General features: G+C 65.3%; 16 protein-coding genes. 3 read left to right on the top strand and 13 right to left on the bottom strand.

Annotated elements, in window-relative coordinates; all coding sequences use genetic code 11:
• Positions 1-10 precede the first annotated feature (10 nt).
• The 13 genes from lpxA to rpsB form a co-directional block, all read right to left on the bottom strand.
• Positions 11-799, bottom strand: a complete 789-nt coding sequence (gene lpxA, locus QCE83_RS05685) for an acyl-ACP--UDP-N-acetylglucosamine O-acyltransferase (RefSeq protein ID WP_309808083.1) — start codon at positions 797-799, stop codon at positions 11-13.
• Between the two features lie 61 nt (positions 800-860).
• Entirely contained in the window at positions 861-1319 is a 459-nt protein-coding gene (gene fabZ, locus QCE83_RS05680; RefSeq protein WP_309808082.1) for a 3-hydroxyacyl-ACP dehydratase FabZ, read from the bottom strand.
• Positions 1320-1502: 183 nt separating this feature from the next.
• Positions 1503-2585 (bottom strand): UDP-3-O-(3-hydroxymyristoyl)glucosamine N-acyltransferase, encoded by a 1083-nt coding sequence (lpxD, locus tag QCE83_RS05675; RefSeq protein ID WP_309811485.1) that lies wholly within the window; start codon positions 2583-2585, stop codon positions 1503-1505.
• Positions 2586-2613: 28 nt separating this feature from the next.
• Positions 2614-3186 carry an OmpH family outer membrane protein gene (locus QCE83_RS05670; RefSeq protein ID WP_404984175.1) on the bottom strand — a complete coding sequence of 191 codons (573 nt, stop codon included), beginning with the start codon at positions 3184-3186 and terminating at the stop codon, positions 2614-2616.
• A gap of 43 nt (positions 3187-3229) precedes the next feature.
• The gene (gene bamA, locus QCE83_RS05665; RefSeq protein WP_309808080.1) at positions 3230-5542 is read right to left on the bottom strand and encodes an outer membrane protein assembly factor BamA; all 2313 of its coding nucleotides are present in this window, start codon (positions 5540-5542) and stop codon (positions 3230-3232) included.
• A gap of 77 nt (positions 5543-5619) precedes the next feature.
• Complete coding sequence (rseP, locus tag QCE83_RS05660) at positions 5620-7002, bottom strand: RIP metalloprotease RseP (RefSeq protein ID WP_309808079.1); 1383 nt, start codon at positions 7000-7002, stop codon at positions 5620-5622.
• Positions 7003-7009: 7 nt separating this feature from the next.
• Positions 7010-8227 carry a 1-deoxy-D-xylulose-5-phosphate reductoisomerase gene (locus tag QCE83_RS05655; protein ID WP_309808078.1) on the bottom strand — a complete coding sequence of 406 codons (1218 nt, stop codon included), beginning with the start codon at positions 8225-8227 and terminating at the stop codon, positions 7010-7012.
• An 18-nt stretch (positions 8228-8245) separates the two neighbouring features.
• The gene (locus tag QCE83_RS05650; protein ID WP_309808077.1) at positions 8246-9058 is read right to left on the bottom strand and encodes a phosphatidate cytidylyltransferase; all 813 of its coding nucleotides are present in this window, start codon (positions 9056-9058) and stop codon (positions 8246-8248) included.
• Positions 9052-9834: a polyprenyl diphosphate synthase gene (gene uppS, locus QCE83_RS05645; protein WP_309808076.1), complete on the bottom strand. Its 783-nt coding sequence runs from the start codon at positions 9832-9834 to the stop codon at positions 9052-9054. The genes QCE83_RS05650 and uppS overlap by 7 nt, the downstream gene beginning before the upstream one ends.
• 82 nt (positions 9835-9916) lie before the next feature.
• Positions 9917-10477 carry a ribosome recycling factor gene (gene frr, locus QCE83_RS05640; protein WP_309808075.1) on the bottom strand — a complete coding sequence of 187 codons (561 nt, stop codon included), beginning with the start codon at positions 10475-10477 and terminating at the stop codon, positions 9917-9919.
• 91 nt (positions 10478-10568) lie between these two features.
• Positions 10569-11282: a UMP kinase gene (pyrH, locus tag QCE83_RS05635; RefSeq protein ID WP_309808074.1), complete on the bottom strand. Its 714-nt coding sequence runs from the start codon at positions 11280-11282 to the stop codon at positions 10569-10571.
• Between the two features lie 243 nt (positions 11283-11525).
• Entirely contained in the window at positions 11526-12407 is an 882-nt protein-coding gene (tsf, locus tag QCE83_RS05630) for a translation elongation factor Ts (protein ID WP_309808072.1), read from the bottom strand.
• Between the two features lie 141 nt (positions 12408-12548).
• Positions 12549-13301: a 30S ribosomal protein S2 gene (gene rpsB, locus QCE83_RS05625; RefSeq protein WP_014191125.1), complete on the bottom strand. Its 753-nt coding sequence runs from the start codon at positions 13299-13301 to the stop codon at positions 12549-12551.
• A gap of 475 nt (positions 13302-13776) precedes the next feature.
• Between rpsB and map the strand changes: the two genes are divergently transcribed.
• The 3 genes from map to QCE83_RS35115 all read left to right on the top strand — a co-directional run bounded on the left by map (position 13777) and on the right by QCE83_RS35115 (position 19201).
• A complete protein-coding gene (gene map / locus QCE83_RS05620; protein ID WP_309808071.1) occupies positions 13777-14586 on the top strand; it encodes a type I methionyl aminopeptidase in 810 nt (269 codons plus the stop codon).
• A 73-nt stretch (positions 14587-14659) separates the two neighbouring features.
• Positions 14660-17239 (top strand): [protein-PII] uridylyltransferase, encoded by a 2580-nt coding sequence (locus QCE83_RS05615; protein WP_309808070.1) that lies wholly within the window; start codon positions 14660-14662, stop codon positions 17237-17239.
• A gap of 6 nt (positions 17240-17245) precedes the next feature.
• Complete coding sequence (locus QCE83_RS35115) at positions 17246-19201, top strand: pseudouridine synthase (protein ID WP_404984170.1); 1956 nt, start codon at positions 17246-17248, stop codon at positions 19199-19201.
• Positions 19202-19223 lie beyond the last annotated feature (22 nt).

The following is a 19223-nucleotide window of genomic DNA, read 5'->3' as shown; positions in this document are numbered from 1 at the left end:
GGGCGGCGGTCTAGCGGATGATGCCGCGCTGCGAGGCCGCGATGAAGCCGGCGAAGGCCTTGACCACTTCGTCGCCCTCGCCGCCTGCGGCGCCGAGATCCTGGAGCTGCGACTTGGCTTCCTCGAGCGACAGGCCGCTCTTGTAGACGATCCGATAAGCCGAGCGCAATGCCGAGATGGCGTCCGGCGTGAAGCCGCGGCGGCGCAGCCCTTCCACGTTGATGCCGTGCGGCTCCGCCTTGTTGCCCGCCGCGATCACGAACGGCGGCACGTCCTGCACGAGCGCCGACGCGCCGCCGAGCATCGAATGCGCGCCGATGCGCACGAACTGGTGCACGCCCGACATGCCGCCGATGATCGCGTGATCGCCGACGATCACGTGGCCCGCCAGCTGCGCGTTGCTCGACATGATGACGTTGTCGCCGAGCCGGCAGTCATGGCCGACGTGCACGTAGGCCATGATCCAGCAGTCGCTGCCGATGGACGTCAGGCTCTGGTCCTGCACCGTGCCGGTATGCAGCGTGGTGAATTCGCGGATGGTGTTGCGATCGCCGATTTCGAGACGGGTCGGCTCGCCCTTGTACTTCATGTCCTGCGGACGGCCGCCGATCGACGCGTAATGGCCGATGCGATTGTCCCGGCCGATGGTCGTGTGGCCTTCGATCACGCTGTGCGAGCCGACCGTCGTGCCGGCGCCGATCACGACGTGCGCGCCGACGATCGCGTACGGTCCGATCTCGACGGACTCGTCGAGCTGAGCGCCCGGCTCGATGATCGCGGAGGGGTGAATCTTGCTCATGCGCTGTTCGCCTATGCTGTTCGTGCTGCTCGTTTCTCTGACGCGGATGACGCCCGTGCGCTCAGGCGTCCGTGGTCTTCACGGTACACATGAGTTCGGCTTCGGCGGCGGTCACGCCATCCACTTCGGCGCGCGCCTTGAACTTCCAGATGCCGCGCATGTAGCGCTCGAAAGTCACGTTGAGGATCAGCTGGTCGCCCGGTTCCACCACGCGCTTGAAACGCGCGCCATCGATGCCGACGAAGTAGTACAGCGTGTTGGTCGGATCGTGCGGCTCTTCCGCGAAGGTCAGCAGCGCCGCCGTCTGCGCGAGCGCTTCGAGAATCAGCACGCCCGGCATGACCGGACGCGTCGGGAAGTGGCCCTGGAAATACGGCTCGTTGATCGTCACGTTCTTCAACGCTTTGATGCTCTTGTGCGGCTCGAGTTCGAGCACGCGGTCCACGAGCAGGATCGGATAGCGATGCGGCAGCAGCGTGAGGATCTTGTGGATGTCGAGATTGATTTTTTCTGTGCTCATGGTCGTTCTGCTCACGCGCGGGTCCCGCGTGGAAATGGGATGGCGGGCCGTCTGCGACGCCCGCCCGGATTGCTGTGTCTCTTGCCGGGTCCAGTCCGGCGGTTCGGACCGGCCCGCTTTTCGATTCTGCCGCGGCCGGCGGATACCACGTTCGCCGCCGGAAGCCGCCTGCTTCGCTTGCGCTCAGCGCTCGCCGTCCTGCTTGCCTGCGCCGGCGAGCGCGCTCTCCAGCGCCTTGATGCGTTCGCGCATCTTGTCGAGATTGCGCATGATGGCGGCGCTCTTGTTCCAGTCCGCGTGCGGCACGGCCGGGAAGGCGCTCGTGTACATGCCGGGCTTGAGCAGCGACTTCGAGACGCCCGACTGCGCCGTGACGATCACGTAGTCCGCGAGCGTCACATGTCCCGCGATGCCCACGGCGCCGCCGATCATGCAATGCCGGCCAATGCTGGTGCTGCCCGCGATGCCCGCGCACCCGGCAATCACCGTGTACGCGCCGATGCGGCAGTTATGGCCGATCTGCACGAGATTGTCGATCTTCACGCATTCCTCGATGACGGTATCCGCCATCGCGCCGCGATCGATCGTGGTATTCGCGCCGATCTCGACGTCAGCCGCGATCTTCACCGCGCCGACCTGCGGAATCTTCACCCAGTTGCCGGTGCGGGCTTCGCCTTCGCCGGTGAAGTCCGGCGCGAAGCCGAAACCGTCTGCGCCGATCACGGCGCCCGCGTGCACGATCACGCGCGCGCCGAGCGTGCAGCCGTGATAGACGGTGACGTGGGGATACAGATGCACGTCGTCGCCGAGCGTGACGCGCTGGCCGACGGTCACGCCGGCATCGAGCTTCACGCGCTCGCCGATCACCGCGCCCGCCTCGACCGTCACATGCGGTCCGATCACGGCGCTGGCCGCGACCTGCGCGGCGGGATCGACATACGCGCTCGGATGCACGCCGGGCACGGCTTTCGGCGTGGCCAGGTCGATGAAGGCCTGTGCCACGCGGGCGAAGTAAGCGTAGGGGTTCGGCGTGACGATGAAATTACTGCCCGCGCGATTCGTCACTTTCTCGAGATCGGCGTGCGAAATGAGCACCGCGCCCGCCTGGGTCGTCTCGACCTGCGGCAGATACTTCTGGTTCGCGAGAAACGCGAGCTGGGTGGAATCCGCCTTGTCGAGCGGTGCGAGACTCCCGACGCGATGCGCCCCGTTGCCGGCCACTTCACCGCCGAAGCGTTTCACCAGTTCGTCGAGCGTGATCGCCATGCCTGATGCCATCTCCTCTCAGTCCTCGTCAGTTCGGGCTCGTGCCGCTCGCACCCATGGCGTTCGAATTCGCCGCGAGCGCCTTCAGCACCTGATCCGTGATGTCGATGCGCGGGCTGACGTACACCGCCTCCTGCACGATCAGGTCATAGTGCTGCTGTTCCGCGATCTGCTTGATGACCTTGTTGGCCCGGTCCAGCACGGCCGCGAGTTCTTCGTTGCGGCGCTGGTTCAGGTCTTCGCGGAATTCGCGCTGCTTGCGCTGGAAATCCGCGTCGAGCTGGGCGAGGTCGCGCTGGCGCGCGGCGCGGTCGGTGGGCGACAGCGAGGTGCCGTTCTTGTCGATGTTGTCCGACATCGCCTTCAGGCGCTGCGCCATGTCCTGCAGCGCCTTGTCGCGCTTGGAGAATTCCTGCTCCAGCTTCGACTGGGCAGCCTTGGCCGCCGAGGATTCGCGCAGGATGCGGTCTGAGTTGACCGCCGCGATGCGCGCTTCCTGCGCGCTCGCGCCGGCGGCGGCGCCCAGGCCGAGAACCAGCGACAACGCAAGCGCCAGTGCCCTGTGTTTCGCAAGCTTACCGGTTCGCAAAGTGTTCCTCACGTTACGTCGAATTGAGTGAAGTTCGGGTTCATCGACACGCTGCTTAGAAAGCCGTACCGATCTGGAACTGGAACTTCTGGTACTGATCGCCTTCATGCTTCTGCAGCGGGAAACCGAGGCTCAGCTTGAGCGGGCCGATCGGCGAAATCCACGCCAGACCCACACCGTAGCCGTAGCGCAGGCCGTTCGCGCCGCTGGTCGTGCCGCCCTGGCCCGGGTCGCCCCAGACGTTACCGGCATCGAGGAAGGTGAACACGCGCAGCGTGCGGTCATAGCCCGTGCCCGGCAGCGGGAACGTCAGCTCGATATTGCCGACCGCCATGCGCGAACCGCCGATCGGGTCATTCGTGGTGGCGTCGCGCGGACCCAGCGAGCTCGGCGAGTAACCGCGCACCGAACCGATACCGCCCGCGTAGTAGTTCTTGAAGATCGGGTACGTCTGGCCGTCCAGGCCCTTGCCGTAGCCGCCCTGCAGGTTGAAGCCGAGCACGAAGCCGCGCGCGAACGAGTAGTAATACTGGAACTGCGCGTCGAACTTCGCGTACGTGGTGTTGCCGATCGGCGTGCCGTATTCCGCGTTCGATTGCAGGTAGTAGCCGCGGCTCGGCACGAGCGCGCTGTCGCGATTGTCGCGCGACCAGCCCACCGTCAGCGGATAGTTGTTCACCACCCGGCCGAACTCGTTCACGTAGTTCGTGTAGGCCTTCGGCGTGGCGGCGTCCAGGTCCATGGTGTTCTGCTCGGCGCCGACGCCGAAGAACACCGTGTCCTGCTCCGAGAACGGAATGCCGAACTTCGTGTCGGCGCCCATCGTCACGATCCGGAAACTCGAATCGGTCGAGTAGTAGAGCGGCTGGTAAGTGCGGTAGTAGGCGTCGGTAATGCGCTTGATGCCGTCGATGGTGAAGTACGGATCGACCTGCGTGACCGTCAGCGTGCGGTAGGTCTTCGCGGTGTTCACGTTCACCGAAAGGCTCGTGCCCGAACCGAAGACGTTGTCCTGCGAGACGCCCGCCGACAGCACCACCTTGTCCGTCGACGAGAAGCCCGCGCCCAGCGTGATGGCGCCGGTCGGCTTTTCGGCCACCTTGACGTCCACGTCCACCTGGTCGTTCGTGCCTTCGACCGGCACCGTGGCCACGTCCACGTCCGTGAAGTAGCCGAGACGGTTGATACGGTCTTTCGAGAGCGCGAGACGGCTCGAATCGAACCACGAGCTTTCCAGCTGGCGCATTTCGCGGCGGACCACTTCGTCGCGCGTGCGGGTGTTGCCGACGATGTTCACGCGCCGCACGTACACGCGGCGGCTTGGGTCGACCTGCAGCGTCAGCGCGACCGTGTGATCCTTCTGGTCGATGTCCGGCTGCGCGTTGACCTGCGCGAACGCGTAACCGTATTCGCCGAGCTTGTCGACGATCGACTTCGTGGTGGCCTGCAGCTTCTCGGCCGAGAAGCGGTCGCCCGGCTTGATCTTCACGAGCTTCTTGAGCTCGGCTTCGCGGTCGAGCAGATTGCCCGACAGCTTGATGCTGCTGATCTTGTACGGCTCGCCTTCATGCACGGCGATCGTCAGGTACATGTCCTTCTTGTCGGGCGAGATGGACACCTGCGTCGAGTCGATGCTGAACTCGAGATAGCCGCGGTTCAGGTAGTACGAGCGCACGTTCTCGAGGTCGCCCGTGAGCTTTTCCTTCGCGTAGAGGTCGCTCTTCGTGTACCAGGAGAACCAGTTCGGCGTGGAGAGCTGCATTTCGCCCAGCAGCGTGCTCGAACTGACCGCCTTGTTGCCGACGAAGTTGATCTGGCGGATCTTCGCGCTCGGACCTTCCGCCACCGAGAACAGGATGGCCACGCGATTGCGGTCCACCGGCGTCACCGTGGTGGTCACTTCCGCCGCGTAGTAGCCGCGCGTCAGGTATTGCCGCTTCAGTTCCTGCTCGGCCTTGTCGACCAGCGCCTTGTCGTAGGAACGGCCCTGCGACAAGCCCACCGAGCGCAGCGCCTTCGTCAGGTTGTCCTTGTCGAATTCGTGCAGGCCGGCGAAGTCGATGCTCGAGATGGCCGGACGTTCCTGCACTTGCACGACCACCACGTTCCCTTCCGTGGCGATCTGCACGTCGTTGAAGAAGCCCGTTGCGTAGAGCGCGCGGATCGCTTCGGAGGCTTTGTCGTCGGTGAAGGTGTCGCCTTGCTTGATCGGCAGGTATGCGAACACGGAGCCCGGTTCGATGCGCTGAAGACCGTCGATCCGAATATCCTGCACGACGAACGGCGTGGTGGCGTGTGCCGCCATACCCGTCGCGGCGAGCGCCGCGGCCACAGCCGTCTTAGGAACAAAGCGATGAGGTTTGAACAACGTGCTTCCCCAGTATTTAAAGCTGCATTCGTTCCAGCGGTCGCCCGAGCGACGCCGCCAGAAATTGTCAAAGTGGATCAGAAACGAATCAGACGAGCGAGGTCGTTGAACAGCGCAATCATCGAGAGCGCGACGATGCAGACCAGGCCCGCCCTTTGCAGAACCAGCTGCCAGCGATCGGATACGGCTTTGCCGGTGACAGCCTCAACCAAATAATATAACAGATGCCCACCGTCCAATACCGGAATCGGTAACAAGTTCAACACTCCAAGGCTGATGCTGACCAGCGCCAGAAACGACAAGAACGCCGACAAACCCAGCCTCGCGCTCTTGCCCGCGTAGTCCGCGATGGTGACCGGTCCCGACAGGTTCTTGAGCGACGCCTCGCCGACGATCATCCGCCCGAACATGCGCAACGAGTAAGCGCTGATGTCCCAGGTGCGGTTCACGCCCAGACGCAGGCTTTCGATCGGCCCGTAACGCACGTTGACCGAAGGCAGCACATTGCCGAGCGCCGCGCCGATCCGGCCGATCTCCTTGCCGGTCGTCGCATCGTGCTTGAGATCGGGCGTGATCTGCACGGCATCGAGCTTGCCGTTGCGTTCGATGCCGAGCGTCACCGGCTTGCCGCCGTGCGCCTTCACGTAATCGATGAAGCTGGTCGCGTTGTCGACCGTGCGGCCGTCGATGGTGCGCAGCGTGTCGCCGGGCTTGAGCCCGCTCTTCTGCGCCGCGCTGCCCGCCTCCACGGCCGCCACCGTCAGCGTGCCGCCGCCCGGCGTGAAGCCGAGCTTGTCCATGAAGTCCTGATCGGCGTCGGCGTCGGTGATGCCCGTGACGCTCACCGGGAAGTCGAAGGTGCCGTCTTTCGTTTTCGCCGACAGCACCACGCGGCGATGATCGAACGCGGCGTCGAGCAGCTTCCAGCGCAGGTCGGACCAGGAGCGGATGGCGTGAGTCTCGCCGCCCGAGGCGTCGCGCATCGCGAGCACCGTTTCGCCGCCCTCGAAGCCCGCGCGTGCGGCGGCGGTGTCCGGCGCGGGCTGCGAGACGATCGCCGCGGGCTCGGTGACGCCGGCCGCGAACACCGCGGAGAACAGCGCGATCGCCAGCAGGAAGTTGGCGATCGGCCCCGCCGCGACGATCGCGATGCGCTTGGCGACGCTCTGGCGGTTGAACGCGCGCGGCAGGTCTTCGGCGGGAATCTTCGTGCCGCTGTCGGGATCGACCTCGCGCTCGTCGAGCATCTTCACATAGCCGCCCAGCGGCAGCGCGGCGATGGTCCATTCAACGCCGGTCTTCTTGCTGGTCCACTGCACGAGCGGCTTGCCGAAGCCGACGGAAAAGCGCAGCACCTTGACGCCGCACCATCGCGCGACGCTGTAGTGACCGAATTCGTGGACGACGACGAGCACGCCAATCGCGACGACGAAGGCGACGATTTCGGTCAGAAAGTTCATGACGGCCTCAATGGGCGATGGGTTCGGCGCCTGGCGCGCTCGCGGTGAGCTCTGCGACGAAACCGGAAGCGAGCCGGCGCGCGTTCGCGTCGGCGGCGAGGACGTCGTCCAGCGACGCAGCGCTCGTGTTCGGCAGCGCATTCAGCACGCGCTCCACGACCTCGCCGATCGCCATGAAGCCGATGCGGCGCTCAAGGAACGCTTCCACGGCGATCTCGTTCGCCGCGTTGAGCGCGGCGCTGGCGATGCCGCCCGCCTCCAGCGCCTCGATGGCCAGCGCGAGACACGGGAAGCGCTTGAAATCAGGCTTTTCGAACGTGAGCGTGGCGATCTGCGCCAGATCGAGCGGCATGACGCCCGAATCGACCCGGTCAGGATACGCCAGCGCGTGCGCGATGGGCGTACGCATGTCCGGGTTGCCGAGCTGCGCGAGCACCGAGCCGTCGGCGTAGGAGACCATCGAATGGATCACGCTCTGCGGATGGATCAGCACCTCGATGCGCGAGCCGGGAAGATCGAACAGCCAGTGCGCCTCGATCACTTCGAGGCCCTTGTTCATCATCGTCGCCGAATCGACGGAAATCTTGCGGCCCATCGCCCAGTTCGGATGCTTGACGGCCTCGTCAGGCGTCACGTTGACGAGCGTGGCGGGTTCGCGCGTGCGGAACGGACCGCCCGACGCCGTCAGGATGATCTTCGAGACGCCGCCGTGCAGCTTGGCTTCCTTGTCCGCGCAAGGCGGCAGGCACTGGAACACGGCGTTGTGCTCGCTGTCCACCGGCAGCAGGATGGCGCCGTTGTCGCGCACGGCATCCATGAAGATCTGGCCGGACATCACCAGCGCTTCCTTGTTGGCCAGCAGGATGCGCTTGCCGGCGCGTGCCGCCGCGAGCGTGGGCGCGAGGCCGGCCGCGCCAACGATCGCCGCGACCACGGTGTCGCACTGCGCCGCGCGGGCCACCTCGACGAGCGCCTCGGGGCCGTGCGTGACCTCGGTCCTGCAGCCCTCGGCGCGCAGGGCGGACGCCACGCGCGCGGCCGTGTCGGCGTCGCCGACGACCGCCACTTCGGGCTGGAACCGGAGGCACTGCGCGATGAGCTTGTCGCCGTTGCGGTGTGCGGTGAGCGCATGGACCGAGAAACGGTCCGGGTGCCGCGCCACGACGTCGAGCGTGCTATCGCCGATCGAGCCCGTGGAGCCGAGCAATGTGAGACGTTTTTGCATGAATTCTTCTCTAGCCGATTAGCCGAGCATGAGCAATGCGATCGGCAGAACAGGCAACAATGCGTCGATGCGGTCGAGCACGCCGCCGTGGCCCGGCAGCAGGCCGCTCGAATCCTTGACGCCGGCCTGGCGCTTCAGGAGCGACTCGAACAGGTCGCCGATCACGCTGAACGCGACCAGCACGCTGAGCGCGACGAACGCGCGGTCCCAGCCGAGACGCTCCGCGAAGGCCGTGAATACGGTGGGCGCGTAAAAACCGGTGGCGGCGGCGAGCGCGCCGATCACGATGACGGCCAGCCAGCCGCCGATGGCGCCTTCCCAGGTCTTGCCGGGGCTGATCGACGGGGCGAGCTTGTGCCGGCCGATGGCTTTGCCGGCGAAGTATGCGCCTATGTCAGCCAGCCAGACTACTAGCAGAAGCGATAGCACAAAGGCCACGCCGCGGAGTCGGGCATCGACGACGGCGTGCCAGCAGGCGATGAACACGACGATCCCGGCAAACAGCAGGAACGCGCGCCAGGCGCCGGCGGCGAGCGTGGGCTTGCGGATCAGCGCGTACGGCCCGGCGAGCACCCAGAAAATGGCCGCCATCTGATACAGCGGCTTGCCCGCCACGCCGAGCCAGGCGCTGAAAATCAGCGCGAGACCGGCGACCAGCGCGTAGGCGACCGGCCCGGCGCCGTTCAGCTTGAGCAGACGCCCCCATTCCCACGCCGCGAGCACCACGACGAACCCGATCAGGGTGGCGAATCCGCCGATCGGCGCATACAGCGTGACCGGCACGAGAATGGCCAGCAGAACGATTGCCGTGATGACACGGGTCTTTAGCATGAAAGGGTGTCGGCCTTCTGCGATTGGGATTCGACCTGCGCGCTGGTGCGGCCGAAACGGCGCTCGCGCCCGCCATACGAGGCGATCGCGCGGTCGAGCGCGGCGGCGTCGAAGTCGGGCCAGTAGGTATCGGTGAAGTGAAACTCGGTGTACGCGAGCTGCCACAACAGGAAGTTGCTGATGCGCTGCTCGCCGCCGGTGCGGATGAACAGGTCCGGCTCCGGCGCGTACGCCATGGCGAGATGCTGGGCGAACGATTCGTCGTCGACGCGCGCGGGCACGCCGCTCTCCAGCGATTCGGCAATGAGCTTCTTGGTGGCCTGCATGATGTCCCAGCGCCCGCCGTAATTGGCAGCGATGGTCAGCGTGAGGCGGGTGTTGCGGGCCGTCTTGGTCTCGGCGCGCTGGATCAGCGCGCGGATACGGTCGTTGAACATCGAGGTGTCGCCGACGACGCGCAGACGGATGCCGTTCGCGTGCAGCTTGCCGATCTCGCGCTCCAGCGCGGTCACGAAAAGACGCATCAGGAAGGAGACTTCGTCGGTCGGACGGCGCCAGTTCTCGGAACTGAACGCGAACAGCGTGACGAACTCGACGCCGCGCAGCGCGCAGCTTTCGACGGTCGCCCGGACCGCATCGACGCCGCGCGTGTGACCGGCGACGCGCGGCAGGCGCCGCTCGGTCGCCCAACGGCCGTTGCCGTCCATGATGATCGCGACGTGACGCGGTACGGCTGCGACATCGGGCACGGTAACGGTAGAGCTGGTATAGGTCATGGCCGCTGAATCTTGAAATCTGAAGGAGTGAGAGCCGGCCTCAATGTAAGACGCCGAGGCCGGCGGGACCGTTCCTGCGGCCTCACACCGTCATGATTTCCGCTTCTTTGGTCTGCACGAGCTTGTCGATCTCGGCGACGAACTTGTCGGTGAACTTCTGGACTTCGTCGCTGGCGCGGCGTTCGTCGTCTTCGGAGATTTCCTTGTCCTTGACGAGCTTCTTGAGCTGGTCGTTCGCGTCGCGACGCAGGTTGCGCACCGCAACCTTGGCGGTTTCGCCTTCGCTCTTGACGACCTTCGTCAGCTCGCGGCGGCGCTCTTCAGTCAGCGCGGGCATCGGCACGCGGATCAGGTCGCCCTGGGTCGCCGGATTCAGACCGAGATCCGATTCGCGGATTGCCTTCTCGACCACCGGAACCATCTTCTTTTCCCACGGCTGAACGCCGATGGTGCGGGCATCGACGAGCGTCATGTTCGCGACTTGCGAGATGGGCACGTTCGAGCCGTAGTAGTCGACCTGGATATGGTCGAGCAGGCCAGTATGGGCACGGCCCGTACGGATCTTCGCGAGATCGGCCTTGAATGCCTCGATCGACCGTTGCATCTTCTGGTCGACGCCCTTTTTGATGTCAGCCACACTCATTTGAACCTCCAAACCTGAGTTTTACCTGCAATAGCGGCGCCTGGCGCGCAGGGCCCGAGCCACCGCGCGCCGCGCCCGATATTGCGAGAGTTTACACGTGGACGAGCGTCCCTTCGTCGTCGCCCTGCACGATGCGCTTGAGGGCGCCGGGCTTCGTGATCGAGAACACGCGGATCGGCAGCTTCTGGTCGCGGCACAGCGCGAAGGCGGTTGCGTCCATCACCTGCAGATTCTTGCCGATGGCTTCGTCGAAGCTGATCGTGCTGTAGCGCGTTGCGTGCGGATCCTTCTTCGGGTCGGCGGAGTATACGCCATCGACCTTGGTGGCTTTCAGCACCACTTCGGCGCCGACTTCCGAACCGCGCAGCGCCGCTGCCGTGTCCGTCGTGAAGAACGGATTGCCCGTGCCGGCCGCGAAGATCACCACCCGGCCTTCTTCGAGCTGGCGGATGGCGCGCGGGCGGATATACGGCTCGACCACCTGGTCCATGCGCAGCGCCGACTGCACGCGCGCCTCGATGCCGGCGTGGCGCATCGCGTCCTGCAGCGCCAGCGCGTTCATCATGGTCGCGAGCATGCCCATGTAGTCGGCCGTGGCGCGGTCCATGCCGGCCGCACCGCCCGCGACGCCGCGGAAGATGTTGCCGCCGCCGATGACCACCGCCAGCTGGGTCCCGATCCGCACTACCTCCGCGATGTCCGCCACCATCCTTTCGATTGTTGCCCGATTGATGCCGAAGGCATCGTCGCCCATCAGGGCTTCGCCGGAGAGTTTGAGGAGTACGCGTTTGTAGGCTGTGGGCATATGAGGTTCCGATCGCGCCGAGGAGGGTTGCAACAACGTAGAACTGTAGGGGTGAAACAATATTTACTGCAAGCGGGCCGGATCGGGCGGCGGGCGCGGAAGACGAGGGTTAACCCTGATCTGCCGCGCCCGCTGCATGAGGCGAACCGGAACGCTGGAAGCGGGCGGCGGTGCGACCGCCGCCGGTCCAGCCAGCGCGACACTCGGCCGCGCTATTTCAGCAGACGCTCCCTTAGCAACGCCTTAAGACTGCTTGGCTGCCGCGACCTGTGCCGCGACTTCAGCGGCGAAGTCGTCCTGACGCTTCTCGATGCCCTCGCCCACCACGAACAGCGCGAACTTCTGCACCGACGCGCTGCTGGCCTTCAGCATCTGCTCGATGGTCTGCTTGTCGTTCTTCACGAACGGCTGGTTCAGCAGCGAGACTTCCTTCAGGTACTTCTGGACCGAACCGTCGACCATCTTCGCGACGATCTCAGCCGGCTTGCCCGACTCAGCGGCCTTCTGCTCGGCGATGCTGCGTTCCTTGGCGATCAGGTCAGCCGGCACTTCGTCCGACGACAGCGAGACCGGCTTCATTGCGGCGACGTGCATGGCGACGTCCTTGCCCACTTGCTCGTCCGCGCCCGTGAAGTCGACCAGCACGCCGATACGCGTGCCATGCAGGTACGAAGCAATCTTGTTGGCGGATTCAAAACGCACGAAACGGCGGATCGAGAGGTTTTCGCCAATCTTGCCGACCAGCGCGAGACGCACGGCGTCGACCGTCGAGCTTTCGAGCGGCAGCGCCGACAGCGCGGCCACGTCAGCCGGGTTCCGCTTGGCAACCAGTTCGGCGATGGTCTTGCCGAAGGCCAGGAAGTCGTCGTTCTTCGCAACGAAGTCGGTTTCGCAGTTCAGTTCGACCAGCGCGCCCACGTTGCCGTCGACGAACGCCGAAACGATGCCTTCCGCCGTCACGCGCGATGCCGCCTTGCTCGCCTTGTTGCCGAGCTTCACGCGCAGCAACTCTTCAGCGCGCGCCATGTCGCCGTCGGCTTCCGTCAGCGCCTTCTTGCATTCCATCATCGGCGCGTCGGTCTTCGCGCGCAGTTCTGCCACCATGCTTGCGGTAATTGCCGCCATCATTCGCTCCTTGAGTCTGTTTGATACGTGCCGCGGGCCTTACGGCTCGCCCACGGCAGGAAAAATAGGCAGGTCCAGCGGCCCGGCTAAAAAAAAGGGGCCTTTCGCAAAGCCCCCTTTTTTGTCGGCCACAGGGCTCGATTACGCCTGTTCGTTGACCTCGACGAACTCGTCGCCTTCGCCGTTGCGCACAGCCTGGACCACGTCGTTCACCGCGTTCGCGCGGCCTTCGAGGATCGCGTCGGCCACGCCTTCGGCGTACAGCGCGACGGCCTTCGACGCGTCGTCGTTACCCGGGATCACGTAGTCGATGCCTTCCGGCGAGTGGTTCGTGTCGACCACGGCGATGACCGGAATGCCCAGCTTCTTGGCTTCGGTCACGGCAATCTTGTGGTAGCCGACGTCGATGACGAACATTGCGTCAGGAATGCCGCCCATGTCCTTCACGCCGCCGATCGACTTTTGCAGCTTGACCATTTCGCGTTCGAACAGAAGGGCTTCCTTCTTGCTCATGCGCTCGGTTTCACCCGATTCCAGCGCCGCTTCCATGTCCTTCAGGCGCTTGATCGACACTTTCAGGGTCTTGAAGTTGGTCATCATGCCGCCGAGCCAGCGCGCATTGACGAACGGCATGCCGGCGCGTGCTGCTTCCTGGGCGATGGTGTCGCGCGACTGGCGCTTCGTGCCGACGAAAAGGATCGTGCCGCGGTTGGCTGCCAACTGGCGCACGTACTTCAGCGCGTCGTTGTAGAGCGGCAGGGTCTTTTCGAGGTTGATGATGTGAATCTTGTTGCGATGACCGAAGATGTACGGGGCCATCTTGGGGTTCCAGAAGCGGGTTTGGTGACCGAAGTGGACACCGGCTTCCAGCATTTGACGCATCGTGACTGCCATGAAATTCTCCGCGAGGGTTGGGTCTTAAGCCGGCTGCCGCATCCTGCGCCCGGGTGGCGAAATTCGCCTGACGGACGCCGGACACCCTGGGTGCGCCGGCTTGCGATTCGACTTGATGAACTTGACTGGTGAAACTAATTTCCAAGTCTTGATCGTTGAACCACCGCTGACATTGTCCCGGCGAACCGTGACACTGCTATGGATGTGGATCAAGACTTAGCCCGTGAGTATAGCATGTGAGGATTGATCGGCTCAAGCCGCCCGTCAGGCGCTGAAAAGCGCCGAAGTCACGGCGACCCGGCCCCGACGCCTTGCCGCAGCGCCATCTGCCCCCAAGTATCCGGGTGCGGCACATTTCCTGAAGTGCGATAATGCCGCTTTGGCGCGCTACAGCCGCCTGAATTGCTGCAGAACACGTACGAAATCCGCGTACGCAAGTCATTACACGCACACTCGCGTCCTTCCGAGCCAAGTCATGTCCATTACGCTGAAAAACGACCACGATATCGCGCAGATGCGCGTCGCCTGCCGGCTCGCCAGCGAAGTGCTCGATTTCATCACGCCGCACATCGTGCCCGGCGTGACGACCGAGGAACTCGACCGCCTTTGCCATGAGTACATGCTGAAGGAGCAAGGCACCGTTCCCGCGCCGCTCAATTATCAGCCGCCCGGCTACCCGCCCTACCCGAAGGCCACCTGCATCTCCGTCAACGACGTGATCTGTCACGGCATTCCCGGTGAAAAGGTGCTCAAGAACGGCGACGCGCTCAATATCGACATCACGGTCATCAAGAACGGCTATTTCGGCGACACGAGCCGGATGTTCATCGTCGGCGAGGGTTCGATCCTCGCGAAACGCCTCGTCCAGACGACCTTCGACTGCATGTGGCTCGGCATCGACCAGGTACGCCCCGGCGCGCACCTCGGCGATATCGGCGCGGCCATCCAGAAGCACGCCGAATCGCAAGGCTATAGCGTCGTGCGCGAATACTGCGGCCACGGCATCGGCCAGGTCTTCCACGAAGAGCCGCAAGTGCTGCACTACGGCCGTCCGGGCACCGGCATCGAACTCCAGGCGGGCATGATCTTCACCGTCGAGCCGATGATCAACGCCGGCCGCCGCGAAATCCGCACGATGCCCGACCAGTGGACCGTCAAGACGCGCGACCGCAGCCTGTCCGCGCAATGGGAGCACACCGTGCTCGTGACGCCCACCGGCTATGACGTGCTGACGGTTTCGGCCGGCACGCAGGCGCCGTCGCAGCTGATCGCGGCCACCGCCTGAACGCGTTCCACTCTCTCCGGCGCGCGCCGCAACCGCGCAGCGCCGCCCCTTCTCCCGCCCGCCGATCCGAGCCATGAGCGTCATCGCCGTCGCCACGCCCTGTGAAACCCTGCGCGCCGCCTACAAGGCCGCGAAGGCCGTGCTTATCGAGCGCTTCCAGACGACCTCGAACGTCGAGCCGCTGATGCACGCGCTCGGGCGCGCCACCGACGACGCCCTCAAGGGCGCCTGGCACGCCTGCGCGATGCCGGACAACGCGGCGCTCGTGGCGGTGGGCGGCTACGGCCGCGGCGAGCTCGCGCCGTTTTCCGACGTCGACATCCTGGTCCTGCTGCCGGACAGCGCCTCCGACACCGACACCGAACTCAACGGCCGGATCGAGCGTTTTATCGGCATGGCGTGGGATCTCGGGCTCGACATCGGCAGCAGCGTGCGCTCGGTCGAGCAGTGCATCGCGGAGGCGGCCAACGACATCACCGTGCAGACCTCGCTGCTCGAGGCACGGCGCATCTGCGGCGACACGCGCCTGTACCAGCGCTTTTCGGAGCGCTATCACGAGACGCTCGATCCGCGCGCGTTCTTCCAGGCGAAGGTGCTGGAAATGCGCCAGCGTCACGCAAAGTTCCAGGACACGCCGTACAGCCTCGAACCGAACATCAAGGAAAGTCCCGGCGGCCTGCGCGACCTGCAACTGATCCTGTGGATCGCGCGCGCGGCGGGCTTCGGCAGCAACTGGCGCCAACTCGACACGCGCGGCCTCATCACCGATCGCGAGGCGCGCGAACTGCGCCGCAACGAAGGCTTCCTGAAGGCGCTGCGCGCACGGCTGCACGTGATCGCGAAGCGCCGCCAGGACATCCTCGTATTCGATCTGCAGACGCCGCTGGCCGAGAGCTTCGGTTTCGAGGCGACCGCCGCCAAGCGCGCGAGCGAGCAGCTGATGCGCCGCTATTACTGGGCCGCGAAAGCCGTCACGCAACTGGCGACCATCCTGATCCAGAACGTCGAGGCGCAGCTGTTTCCGTCGACGAGCGGCATCACGCGCGTGCTCAACAGCCGCTTCGTCGAGAAACAGGGCATGCTGGAAATCGCCCGCGACAATGTCTTCGAACACGAACCGCACGCCATTCTGGAAGCCTTCCTGCTGTACGAGCAGACACGCGGCGTAAAGGGCTTTTCGGCGCGCACGCTGCGGGCGATCTACAACGCGCGCGACCTGATGGACCGCGCATGGCGGCGCGATCCGGACAACCGCCGGCTGTTCATGAAGATCCTGAAGCAGCCCGAAGGCATCACGCACGCCTTCCGCCTGATGAACCAGACCAGCGTGCTGGGGCGTTATCTGATCAACTTCCGGCGCATCGTCGGGCAGATGCAGCACGACCTGTATCACGTCTACACGGTCGACCAGCACATCCTGATGGTGCTGCGGAACCTGCGCCGCTTCGCGATTGCGGAGCACGCGCACGAGTACCCGTTCTGCAGCCAGCTGATGGGCAATTTCGAGCGCCCGTGGGTGCTGTACGTCGCGGCGCTGTTCCACGATATCGCCAAGGGACGCGGCGGCGATCACTCGACGCTCGGCATGGCCGACGCCCGCCGCTTCTGCCGCGAACACGAGCTCGGCCAGGAAGACACGGACCTGGTTGTGTGGCTCGTGCAGCAGCATCTGACCATGAGCCAGGTCGCGCAGAAACAGGACACGAGCGATCCCGAGGTCATCAAGCAATTCGCCTCGGTCGTGCGCACCGAGCGGCGCCTGACGGCGCTCTATCTGCTGACCGTCGCCGATATCCGCGGCACCAGTCCGAAAGTCTGGAACAACTGGAAGGGCAAGCTGCTCGAGGATCTGTTCCGCGCCACGCAAGCCGTGCTCGGCGGCGCCGAGCCGGATGCGCACTCGGAACTGAAGTCGCGTCAGGAAGCGGCGCTCGCGCTGCTGCGGCTCGAAACCGTCCCCGAAGGCGCGCAGAAGCGTCTGTGGGACCAGCTCGACGTCGGCTACTTCCTGCGGCACGATCCCGCCGATATCGCCTGGCAGACGCGCGTGCTCTACCGCCACGTCGAAAGCGACCGCCCGATCGTGCGCGCCCGGCCCTCGCCGATCGGCGCGGCCTTGCAGGTGCTCGTGTATGTGCAGGATCGCCCGGATCTGTTCGCCGGCATCTGCGGGTATTTCGACCGCAACGGCCTGTCCGTGCTCGATGCCCGCATCACGACGACGCGCCATGGCTACGCGCTCGACAACTTCCTGGTCGCGCATCCCGAGCACGACGGCAGTTATCGCGACATCGCGAATCTCGTCGAACAGCAACTGAGCACGCTGCTGACCGACGAGCGCATTCTTCCGGAACCGTCGAAGGGCCGCGTCTCGCGGCTCGTGCGGACGTTTCCGATCACGCCGCGCGTGGACCTGCGTCCCGACGACCGCGGCCAGTACTACATCCTGTCCGTGTCCGCCAACGACCGGCAGGGCCTTCTTTATTCGATCGCGCGGGTGCTCGCGCAACACCGGATCGGCGTGCAGGCGGCGCGGATCAATACGCTCGGCGAACGCGTCGAGGACGTGTTCCTGATCGACGGCAAGAGCCTGTCGAACAACCGCACCCAGATCCAGGTCGAAACCGAACTGCTGCGCGCGATCGCAGCCTGAGACTTTATGCGCGTCAAACTGACAGCCAAACATCCGCGTCCGACCTCGGCCACGCGTTCGCCGGTCCGGACCGGCACCTCCACCGGGCGCAAGCCTGCGCGGCCCGCCGTGCCGGATGAAGCGCGGCCTGCTCGCGCAAAGCCGTCGGCCGGGGAGCATCGCGGCGACGCGCCGCGCAAATCGTTCGAAAGCCGGCCGCCGGCGCGTGGCGAGCGTGCTGCAGGGGGTGACGAGCGTCGCTCGTTCAAGCCGCGGGGCGATGATTCGCGTCCTGCGTTCGGTGAGCGTGAGCGTGGTCCGCGAAAGTCGTTCGAAGGCCGGCCGCCTGCGCGTGGTGAGCGGGCTGCGGGTGGTGACGAGCGTCGTCCGTTCAAGCCGCGGGGTGATGATTCGCGTCCTGCGTTTGGTGACCGTGAGCGTGGTCCGCGTAAATCGTTCGAAGGCCGTCCGCTTGCACGTGGTGAGCGTCCTGCGGGCGGTGACGAACGTCGCCCGTTCAAGCCGCGTGGTGAAGATTCGCGTCCTGCGTTTGGTGACCGTGAACGCGGCCCGCGCAAGTCGTTCGAAGGCCGCCCGCCTGCACGCGGTGAGCGTCCTTCAGGCGGCGACGAGCGTCGTCCGTTTAAGCCGCGTGGTGACGATTCGCGTCCACCGTTCGGTGAGCGTGAGCGTGGTCCGCGCAAGTCGTTCGAAGGCCGTCCGCCCGCGCGCGGTGAGCGTCCTGCCGGTGGCGACGAGCGTCGTCCGTTCAAGCCGCGTGGTGAAGATTCGCGTCCGCCGTTCGGTGAGCGTGATCGTGGTCCGCGCAAGTCGTTCGAGGGCCGTCCGCCTGCACGTGGTGAGCGTCCTGCAGGCGGCGACGAGCGTCGTCCCTTCAAGCCGCGTGGCGACGACACGCGTCCGTCGTTCGGCGACCGTGACCGCGGCCCGCGCAAGTCCTTCGAAGGCCGCCCGCCCGCACGCGGCGATCGTCCTTCCGGCGGCGACGAACGTCGCACATTCAAGCCACGCAGCGACGATTCGCGTCCGTCGTTCGGCGACCGCGAGCGCGGCCCGCGCAAGTCGTTCGGCGACGATGCGCGCTCCGGTCCGGCTCCGCGCAAGAACGCGGAAAGCCGCGGCCCCGCACGTGCAAGTCACACCGACACGCGCCAGCCGCCCGCCGCCGAATCCGCACCGAAGCATCGCGATCACGATCACCACGACGGCCTCGTGCGTCTCTCGAAAGTCATGTCGGAACTCGGTCTCTGCTCGCGCCGCGAAGCCGACGAGTGGATCGAGAAAGGCTGGGTGCTCGTCGATGGCGAAGTGATCGATACGCTCGGCACGCGCATCCGTCCGACGGCGGAAATCGACGTGCTGCCCGCAGCGCGTTCGGCGCAGTCGCAACTGGTGACCATCCTGCTGCACAAGCCGGTCGGCTATGTGTCGGGTCAGGCGGAAGACGGTTACGAGCCGGCCGTCACGCTGATCACTCCGGCCAACCGCTGGGAAGAGGATCGCGCCGGCATCCGCTTTGCGCCCGGTCACCTGCGCACGCTCGCGCCGGCCGGACGACTCGACATCGACTCCACTGGCCTGCTCGTGCTGACCCAGGACGGCCGCATCGCGAAGCAGCTGATCGGCGGTCATTCGGAAGTGGACAAGGAATATCTGGTGCGCGTGCGCCTCGGCGACCATACCGTCGATGTCGACAAGCATCTGCCCGCGGAACAACTCGCGCTGCTGCGCCACGGCCTCGAACTCGACGGCGTGCCGCTCAAGACTGCCCAGGTCAGCTGGCAGAACGGCGAGCAACTGCGCTTCGTGCTGCGTGAAGGCAAGAAGCGGCAGATTCGCCGGATGTGCGAGCTCGTGGGACTGGAGGTGGTCGGGCTGAAGCGCATCCGCATGGGCGGCGTCACGCTCGGGAACCTGCCGCCGGGACAGTGGCGCTATCTCGGACCCAACGAATCCTTCTGAAGGCCGCGCGTCGGGACATGCC

The organism is Caballeronia sp. LZ034LL (genome assembly GCF_031451215.1).
GTDB lineage: Bacteria > Pseudomonadota > Gammaproteobacteria > Burkholderiales > Burkholderiaceae > Caballeronia.
This window is presented reverse-complemented; position numbering and strand designations above follow the sequence as displayed.